General features: G+C 68.0%; 6 protein-coding genes. 4 read left to right on the top strand and 2 right to left on the bottom strand.

The genetic code is table 11. The annotated features are described in order from the left end of the window. Window positions 1-960, bottom strand: a 960-nt coding sequence (locus ACFVTD_RS00165; RefSeq protein ID WP_387556514.1) for a 3-oxoacyl-ACP synthase III, incomplete at its 3' end; no start/stop codon positions are given. A gap of 228 nt (window positions 961-1188) precedes the next feature. Here ACFVTD_RS00165 and smc point away from each other — a divergent pair. After that, a complete protein-coding gene (gene smc / locus ACFVTD_RS00160) occupies window positions 1189-4776 on the top strand; it encodes a chromosome segregation protein SMC (protein ID WP_387556512.1) in 3588 nt (1195 codons plus the stop codon). Between the two features lie 115 nt (window positions 4777-4891). Beyond that, window positions 4892-6097, top strand: a complete 1206-nt coding sequence (gene ftsY, locus ACFVTD_RS00155; protein ID WP_387556510.1) for a signal recognition particle-docking protein FtsY — start codon at window positions 4892-4894, stop codon at window positions 6095-6097. Between the two features lie 9 nt (window positions 6098-6106). Here ftsY and ACFVTD_RS00150 read toward each other — a convergent pair whose 3' ends face one another. Next, on the bottom strand, window positions 6107-7348 hold the full coding sequence (locus ACFVTD_RS00150; protein ID WP_387556509.1) for an MFS transporter: 1242 nt from the start codon (window positions 7346-7348) through the stop codon (window positions 6107-6109). Between the two features lie 226 nt (window positions 7349-7574). On the opposite strand from ACFVTD_RS00150, the gene ACFVTD_RS00145 reads away from it, so the two are divergent. After that, a complete protein-coding gene (locus tag ACFVTD_RS00145; protein WP_387556507.1) occupies window positions 7575-8936 on the top strand; it encodes an ammonium transporter in 1362 nt (453 codons plus the stop codon). Further along, window positions 8933-9271, top strand: a complete 339-nt coding sequence (locus tag ACFVTD_RS00140; RefSeq protein ID WP_387556505.1) for a P-II family nitrogen regulator — start codon at window positions 8933-8935, stop codon at window positions 9269-9271. The genes ACFVTD_RS00145 and ACFVTD_RS00140 overlap by 4 nt, the downstream gene beginning before the upstream one ends. The last annotated feature ends 20 nt before the right edge of the window (window positions 9272-9291 follow it).

The raw sequence follows: 9291 nt of genomic DNA, 5'->3' as shown, positions 1-9291 counted from the left end.
GTCGCCGGTTCCCAGCGACTGCGCCTCGGCGGCGAGCGTCATGGGAAGCGACGCCGGTCCAACGTTGCCCCAGTGCGGGAACGTGATGGGCACTTTGTCCGGGTCCAGGTCGATGGCATCGATGATGGCGTGGGTGTAGGCATTGCTGACCTGGTGGGTGACATAGCGGTCCATGGCCGCCCAGTCCCACTCCGGCTGGGCTTCCTGCCACGCGTCCACCACCAGCTGCAGGCCGCCGTCGAGCAGGCCCTTGGTGTCGGTGTGCATGCCGTCGATGCCGCCCACGCACAGGTCGTGGTGCTCGGTGCCGGCGCGCATCACCCCGCCCACCACGCGATGCGCGCCGGGGTGCTGGTCCGCCGGGCCCAGGACGGCTGCGGCTGCGCCTGATCCCAGGGTCAGCGTAGCGAACTCCCGGTTGAAGTCATCCCGCGTTGTTTCGGGCCGCTGCAGGCGGGCCAGGGTTGCCTCCTGCGTCAGCTGGGCGTCCTCGCCGTTGACAATGACGGCGTACTTGATCTGGCCCGAGTCGATCATGTTGGCTGCCAGGGTCAGGGCGTTGACGAATCCCAGGCAGGCGTTGGCAAGGTCGAAGTTCATGGCCGACGACGGCAGGCTGAGGCTGTGGTGGATCTTCACCGCCACGGAGGGCTCCAGGTTGCGCCGCGTCACCGATGTGTTGATCAGCAGGCCGACGTCGGACGCTTCGATGCCTGCCTCGGCCAGGGCTTTCGCGCCGGCTTCCGCGGCAGCATCGTCGAACGATGTTCCGGCAGCCCACCAGCGCCGGTGCGTGATTCCCGCCACCCGCTCCAGGAGCCGGGGCGGAAACTTCAGGCGCTTCAGGGTCGATGCCAGCCGGCGGTCAAAATCCGTGGAGCTCACAATCCTGGGCGCTTCGACGCTGCTGACCGAAAGCAGCGCGGTGTTGCTGTGGCGGAAGGTTGCATTACCTGCCAATTCAAGCCCCTCTTCGTTTTCGTCCCGCATTCCTGCGGTGACTGTACCCACATCCATGCAGGCTCAAGAGCTTAACTATGCCTTTGCACCGCCGGATCATGCATATCCGCCATCGCGCCCGTGCCGGTTGCCCGGTGCTGCTGCGGGGAATTGTCGGTCCTGCGCAGTAGATTGTAGTGAGCCGGTTCCAGCAAATTGCCCTACCCGCTCCAGGAGACCAGAAAAGCCTTGCACCTCAAAAGCCTCACCGTCCGGGGGTTCAAGTCGTTTGCGTCTGCCACCACCTTCGACTTCGAACCCGGCGTCACCGCCGTCGTGGGTCCCAACGGATCCGGCAAGTCCAACGTGGTGGACGCCCTCGCCTGGGTCATGGGCGAACAGGGTGCCAAGACGCTGCGTGGCGGCAAGATGGAGGACGTCATTTTCGCCGGGACGTCCGGGCGGCCGCCGCTGGGGCGAGCCCACGTCTCACTGACCATCGACAACACTGATGGCGCACTCCCCATCGAGTACAGCGAAGTGACCATTTCCCGGACACTGTTCCGGACGGGCGGCTCCGAATACGCCATCAACGGCGCCGGTTGCCGGCTGCTGGACATCCAGGAACTGCTTTCGGACTCCGGGCTGGGCCGGGAAATGCACGTCATCGTGGGCCAGGGCCAGCTGGACCGCGTCCTGCACGCCACACCCGAGGACCGCCGCGGCTTCATTGAGGAGGCGGCCGGGATCCTTAAGCACCGGCGGCGCAAGGAACGCACCGTGCGGAAGCTGGAAGCCATGCAGGCCAACCTGCAGCGCCTGACCGACCTGACCGGCGAGATCCGCCGGCAGCTCACCCCTCTGGGGAAGCAGGCCGAGGTGGCGCGCCGCGCCCAGCGGGTCCAGTTCGACGTCCGGGATGCCCGCGCCCGCCTGCTCGCCGATGACCTGGTCCAGCTGCAGCAGGCACTGGAGCAGGACGTGGCGGACGAGGCCGCAATCAAGGCGCGCCGGACCGCCGTCGAGCAGGAACTTGACGCCGGGCGCAGGCAGCAGGCAGCGCTGGAGCAGCTGGCAGCCGAGGCAACGCCCCGGCTCAACGCAGCCCGGGACACCTGGTACCGGCTCTCCACCGCCCGCGAACGGCTGCGGTCGCTGGGCTCGCTGGCCGCCGAACGGAGCCGCCTGCTGGGCTCCGACGAGGCTGCGCCGGCTTCCGGCCGGGACCCGGAACAGTTGGAGCGCCAGGCGGCAAGGGTCCGGCAGGAGCTGTCCGAGCTCGAACAGGATATCCAGGGCAGGCGTGGCGCCCTTGACGCGGCCAGCGCCGCGAAGGCGGATGCGGAGCGGGCAGCCCATGCTGAAGACCAACGGCTGACCGCACAGCTCCGTGCAGCAGCCGACCGGCGGGAGGGCCTGGCGCGGCTGGCCGGGCAGGTTGCGGCGGCCAGGTCCCGGGTGGAGTCCGCCCAGGCGGAACTGGGGCGGCTGCGCGAATCCCTCGCGGCCGGAACGGAACGCCGGGCCCGCGCCCAGGCGGAGTTCACGGCGCTGGAAAACCAGGTTGCCGGCGTGGAGGAGGGGGAGGAATCCCTCGACGCCGACTATGAAGCCGCCAGCGATGTCCTGGACACCGTCCTCCAGGAAATCGCAGACCTCAAAGCCGCCGTCAACGAGGGCGTGCGCAAGCGGGACGCCCTTGCCGCGCGCCTCGACGCCCTGAAGCTTGGCCTTGACCGCAAGGACGGCGCCAGGCACGTGCTGGCGTCCGGGCTGCCCGGAGTCCAGGAAAGCCTCGCCGCCGGGATAACGGTCCAGGCCGGATTCGAGCCGGCCATCGCCGCTGCGCTGGGGGAGGCGTCCGAGGCCGTGCTGGTCCGGGACGGGGAAGCGGCAGGAGCCGTGCTGCAGCAGCTCAAGGACGACGACGCCGGGCGGGCGTCGCTGCTCCTGGCCTCCGCCGCGGCACTCCAGGGCGACGGCGGCGAGGACATTGAATTGCCCGGCGGGGCACAGTGGGCGGTTGACCTCGTGGACGGACCGGCGGAGCACGTTGCCCTGGTCCGGCACCTGCTGTCCCGGACCGCCGTCGTCACCGGCATCGACGCCGCAGCGGCCCTGGTTGCTTCTTTCCCGCAGCTGACGGCTGTCACCCGGGAAGGGGACATCTTCACCGCCGTCTCCGCCACCGGCGGCTCCGCCAAGGCACCGTCCCTCCTTGAAGTCCAGGCGGCAGTGGACGACGCCGACCGCGGACTGTCGGCGGTCACTGCGGACCTTGAACGGAACAGGTTCGCCCTGGCCGCCGCAGAGGCCCGGCGCGAGGGGGCGCAGGAAGAAGCGGACGCTGCCCTGGACAAGCTGCACGAATCCGACGCCCGCCTCGCCGCCGTGGCCGAACGGCTGGGCCACCTGAACTCTGTCCTGCGCAGCGCCGTTGGCGAGAGCGAACGGCTGGCGGCATCCCTGTCCAGGGCCGAAGCCAACGTCGCGGCAGAGGAAGAGGCGCTCGCCGCCGTTGCTGCCCGGTTGGCCGCGGCGCAGGAAGCACCGGTGGAAGAGGAACCCTCAACGGAGCAGCGCGACGCCTTGGCCCTCGCTGCATCCGCCGCCCGCGCAGCCGAAGTGGAGGCGCGGTTGTCCCTGCGCAGTGCCGAAGAGCAGCTGGTGGCCACCCGCAACCGGGCGGCGTCCCTGGAACGCGCCGCCGCCACCGAACGCCGGGCCCGCGAGGAAGCGGCGGAGCGCGCCCGGCGCCGCCGCATCCAGGCCCGGCGCGCAGCGGCCGTCTCCGCGGGCGTGGAGCTGGCACTTGGCTATGTGGACGTCTCCGTCGACCTGGCCCGGCACGAACGGGACCTCGCCGAGGAGAACCGCGAGCTGCGCGACCGCGGCCTGCGGGACATCCGGGAAGCGAACGAAGCCCTCGCCAAGGAACTGGCCCAGCTCACCGACACTGTCCACCGCGACGAACTGGCCCGGACCCAGCAGCGTGCCAGGATCGAAGCAGTGGAAACGCGCTCCGTGGACGAGCTCGGCATCACCCCCGAAGCGCTCGTCAACGAGTTCGGACCACAGGTGCCGGTGCCCGTTCCGGCAGAGGAATCAGGAGACAAGTGGGCTGCCCTTCGCGCCCCCGTTGATGCGGACGGGGAGGAAATCAGGGAGGGCAAGCCGTATGTCCGGCAGGAGCAGGAGAAGCGGCTGCGGAAGGCGGAGCGGGACCTGGCCAGCCTGGGCAAGGTCAACCCCCTGGCGCTGGAGGAATTTGCGGCCCTTGAGGAGCGGCACCAGTTCCTCAGCACCCAGCTCGAGGACCTGAAGGCCAGCCGGCGCGACCTGCTGGACATCATCAAGGAAGTGGACGACAGGGTCCAGCGTGTTTTCACCGAAGCGTTCGAGGACACCCAGGCCCAGTTCATCAGGGTTTTCGAGCGGCTCTTCCCGGGCGGCGAAGGCCGCCTGGTGCTGACCGACCCCACGGACATGCTCACCACGGGCATCGAGGTGGAGGCCCGGCCTGCGGGCAAGAAGATCAAGCGGCTGTCCCTGCTCTCCGGCGGCGAACGTTCACTGACCGCAGTGGCGCTGCTGGTGGCCATCTTCAAGGCCCGTCCTTCGCCGTTCTACGTCATGGACGAGGTGGAGGCGGCACTGGATGACACCAACCTGGGCCGGCTCATCACCATCTTTGAAGAACTCCGGGAATCAAGCCAGCTCATCGTCATCACGCACCAGAAACGGACCATGGAAGTAGCGGACGCGCTGTACGGCGTCACCATGAGGGGCGACGGCGTCTCCACCGTCATCAGCCAACGGCTCGGGGCCGAGGTATAGCGGCGCCGCCAGGCTTTGGTTGTGACGTCCAGCAGCCTGCGGCCGGGGCAACGGGGCAGGTCAGCCGCCTGCCGGCCGCCCGAACCGGGCAGGGCGTTTGTGAGAAGCTAGGGGAGTGAATGACATCCTTCCCATTGTCCTGTCCATCCTTGCTGCGCTGGTGGTCATCGGCGGCCTGATTCCGGTCCTGCTCAAGACCCGGAGGAACATCACCCGCTACCCGGGCACCAGGGATGCCAACGACCCCGAAATCCGCTCCGGTGGAAGCACGGCGGTGGCAGACCGCGACGGAACAATTGGGGCCGCGGCGCCGGAGGGTGCGGACCTTGAAGGGCTGGACACCACCACCGTTCCGGACACTGCGGCGGGCCTGGAAACCATTCCCGTCGAAACCCCGCTGCCCGTCGCCGGCCGCCTGGCCCGCCTGCGGGAACGGCTGGCGCGCTCCAACAACGTCCTGGGCAAGGGCCTGCTGGCGCTGCTCTCCAGCGACCGGATCGACGAGAGCGTCTGGGATGAAGTGGAGGAGACCCTCCTTCTCGCGGACCTGGGAACCGAACCCACCATGCAGCTGGTCGATGCCCTGCGGGAGCGCGTCAAGGTCCTGGGCACCCGTACCCCGGAACACGTCAAGACCATGCTCCGGGAAGAACTCATCAAGCTGGTGGATCCCACCATGGACCGCAGCCTCAACGTCCAGCGGCACGCGGACAAGCCCGCCGTAATGATGGTGGTGGGCGTGAACGGCGTGGGCAAGACCACCACCGTGGGCAAGCTGGCCCGCGTGCTGGTCGCCGAGGACAAGGACGTCCTGCTCGGCGCCGCAGACACCTTCCGGGCCGCCGCCGCCGAGCAGCTGGCCACCTGGGGCCAGCGCGTGGGAGTCCCCACCGTAAAGTCCGACATCGACGGCGCCGACCCCGCCTCGGTTGCCTACGAGGCAGTCAAGGCCGGCATCGAGCAGGAAGTCGACGTGGTCATGATCGACACAGCCGGCCGCCTGCAGAACAAGGTGGGCCTGATGGACGAACTTGGCAAGGTCAAGCGCGTCGTGGAAAAGCTGGCAGAGGTGGACGAGGTCCTCCTGGTGCTCGACGCCACCACCGGCCAGAACGGCCTGAACCAGGCGCGGGTCTTCTCGGAAGTGGTCAACATCACCGGCATCGTCCTGACCAAGCTGGACGGAACCGCCAAGGGCGGCATCGTTGTAGCCATCCAGAAAACCCTCGGTGTGCCCGTCAAACTCATCGGACTGGGCGAAGGCGCCGACGATCTAGCCCCGTTCGACACCGAAGGCTTCGTAGACGCCCTGCTGAACTGACAGGGTTGCTTAGGAGCCTGCCTTTCGCAGGGTCTCACGCGTGGGCAACCAGCCGGCAGCGGCCAGGAGCATGATCGCGCCGGTCACGCCGAAAGCCCAGCCGAAGCCCAACCAGTCCGCGAGCATGCCCGCCACCAGCGGACCGACTATCGCCCCGACGTCGGACGTCATCTGGTACACGGCCAGCACCTTACCGCCGGAGCGGGCGTTGCCAATGACATCCGCGACGGCGGCCTGCTGGGCGGGACCGAAAAGCCCGGACCCGACGCCAGCGAGCGTCGATGCCGCCAGGAACCAGGGCAGGTCGGTGGTGAAGCCAATGGCGGCGGTGGAAACGGCCGCCACCAGCAGGCCCGAGATCATCATCGGCTTGCGTCCCACCGAGTCCGCCAACCGTCCCGAGAAAGTGAGGGCGGCGGCGTTGCCGGCAGCGAACACGGCCAACGCCAGGCCGGCCGCCTGCGGGCCCGCGCCGAAGGCGGCCGCGGCGAACAACGGCACCGTCGCCATCCGCACGCCGAACGTTGCCCATCCGTTCGCGAAGCTGGAAGCAAGAGCTGAACGGTAGGTGCCGGCGGTGAGGGCTTCGCCGAACCGCATGTCCGGGGCACGGTGCTGAACCTCGCCGCCTCCCCGGCGCTGGTGGCTCAATTGGGTCTGCACCACGAAGGCGGCCACCAGCAGCGCGGCGGCATAGGCCAGGAACGGAACCCGCAGGCCCAGCCCCGCCAGCAGCCCGCCCACGATCGGGCCGCACACATTGCCGATCAGGAACGCAGACGCGTACGCGCCGGAGACCCTGCCCCGGCTCTGCGGCGGGGCCAGCCGAACCACCAGGGCCATTGATGCCACCGTGAACATCACGGATCCCGCTCCGCCAAGGCCACGGAACAGCAGGAGTTGCCAGTAGTCCTGGGCGAAGGCGCACGCCGCCGTGGACAGCGCCACGATCAACAGCCCGGCAACATAGATGGGCCGTTCGCCGCGCTTGCCGATCAGGGCACCGCCGGCAGGAGCGAAGGCAAGCCGCATGAACGCGAAGATGGCCACAATCACCGCCGCTTCGGTGTTCCCCACCCCGAAGGTTGTTGCGAACTGCGGCAATACGGGCGCAACAAGCCCGAAGCCGAGGGCGATCAGGAACGCCGCGGCCAGCATCACCTTGATGTCGCGGGGGAGTTTCTCCCGCTGCGGCCGCAGATGGGCCAAAAACCTCGAAGTGGCGCCGCTTGCGCGGGGTGGTGCCGTCATGGTGGGGGAGTCCTTGCTGGAACGGGAGCCGGGTGGCTGCGCGGGTGCGGAAACATAACCGTAACAAGGCGGATATGCACCATTTACTTCCTAGAGGTTGTTGTAACAGAGCGGCAATCTAAATCCTCCGCGGGCGAAACACGCCACCCACAAACTCATTACAGGACGCAAAAAGGCGTTGGCAGGCGGAGTACTCCGCAAGATTCGATGAGAGAGGACGTGCACCATGGAACTTACCGCAGGTCACGTTTGGGTCATGGTGGCGGCAGCTCTCGTGCTGTTCATGACACCCGGTCTGGCATTTTTCTACGGCGGCATGACCCGCGCCAAGGCAGCCCTGAACATGATGATGATGAGCTTCATCTCGATCGGCATGGTGGGCGTCGTCTGGGTGCTGTGGGGCGCCTCCATGAGCTCCGGGGAAGGGTTCATGGAAATCGTGGGCAACCCGTTCGCCACGTTCGGCCTTGAGGGAATCAATACCCCTGACGGCCTGATCAAGGTCGGCTACGCTGCCACCTTCGCCATCATCACCGTGGCACTGATCAGCGGCGCCATCGCCGACCGCGCCAAGTTCGGCGCCTGGTCGGTCTTCGTTCCCGTGTGGGTCACGCTGGTGTACTGCCCGCTTGCCTACATGGTGTGGGGCGGCGGCCTGTTCGGTCCCGAAGGCGCGATCGGCAAGGCCCTCGGCCCCGCCATCGACTTCGCCGGCGGCACCGTGGTCCACATCAACGCAGGTGTGGCGGCCCTGATCCTGGTCCTGATCATCGGCAACCGCAAGGGCTTCGGCAAGGACCCCAACCACCGCCCGCACAACATCCCGTTCGTCATGCTCGGCGCGGCCATCCTGTGGTTCGGCTGGTTCGGCTTCAACGGCGGTGCGGCAACCACTGCCGAACAGGGCGGCCTGATCTGGATCAACACCCTCGCAGCCCCGGCAGCGGCCATGCTCGGCTGGCTGGTGACCGAGCGCATCCGCGACGGCCACCCCACCTCCCTCGGTGCCGCATCCGGCGTCGTCGCAGGCCTCGTGGCCATCACCCCCGCCTGCGCCAACGTCAGCCCCGTCGGTGCCCTCGGCCTCGGCGTGGTGGCCGGCGTGGCCTCCGCCCTTGCTGTCGGCCTGAAGTTCCGCTGGGGCTTTGATGACTCCCTGGACGTCGTGGGCGTGCACCTTGTGTCCGGCATCATCGGCACCGTGGCACTTGGCTTCATCGCCCTGCCCACCGACGGTGTTGGCGGCGGCCTCTTCTACGGCGGCGGACTCACCCAGCTGTGGGCACAGCTCGCGGCGGCAGGCATCGCCATCGCCTACTCGGCGGTCCTGACCACCATCATCGCCCTGGCGATCCACAAGACCATGGGCTTCCGCGTCTCGCAGGAACAGGAAACGGTGGGTGTGGACCTCAGCCTGCACGCCGAGACTGCCTACGAGTTCGGTGTGAGCGGCCATGGTGGAAGCTTCCAGCCGCTGCACGATCTGATCACCGGCAAGGGCCAGGGCGAGTCCCACGAGGCGGGCCCGTCAGCATCCGGTGCGCAAAAGGCACAGCCGGCTACAGGTAAGGAAAGCGTGGGGGCATGAAACTGATCACTGCAATCATCAGGCCGGAAAAGCTCGAAGCCGTCAGGGAAGGGCTGGAAGCCTACGGGGTCCAGGGCCTGACCGTCAGCGCGGCCAGCGGCTACGGCCGGCAGCGCGGCTACACGGAGGTCTACCGCGGGGCGGAATACAACGTGGACCTCCTGCCCAAGATCCGGGTGGAAGTCCTGGCCACGGACGAGCAGGCCGATGACATCCTGGACGTGATCATTGCGAGCTCGAACACCGGCCGGGCCGGGGACGGCAAGGTCTGGACCATGGACGTCCACGAAGCGGTGCGGGTCCGGACCGGGGAACGCGGAGTGGCTGCCATCTAAGCCGGCACGCCACGGTTCCG

The sequence above is a fragment of the Pseudarthrobacter sp. NPDC058119 genome (genome assembly GCF_042884655.1).
Lineage (GTDB): Bacteria > Actinomycetota > Actinomycetes > Actinomycetales > Micrococcaceae > Arthrobacter.
This window is presented reverse-complemented; position numbering and strand designations above follow the sequence as displayed.

What these genes read in the sequence shown, in the direction of transcription:
- ACFVTD_RS00140 (WP_387556505.1), top strand. Translation starts at nt 8,933, where the DNA reads ATGAAACTGATCACTGCAATCATCAGGCCGGAAAAGCTCGAAGCCGTC.
- ACFVTD_RS00150 (WP_387556509.1), bottom strand. Translation starts at nt 7,348, where the DNA reads ATGACGGCACCACCCCGCGCAAGCGGCGCCACTTCGAGGTTTTTGGCC.
- ACFVTD_RS00145 (WP_387556507.1), top strand. Translation starts at nt 7,575, where the DNA reads ATGGAACTTACCGCAGGTCACGTTTGGGTCATGGTGGCGGCAGCTCTC.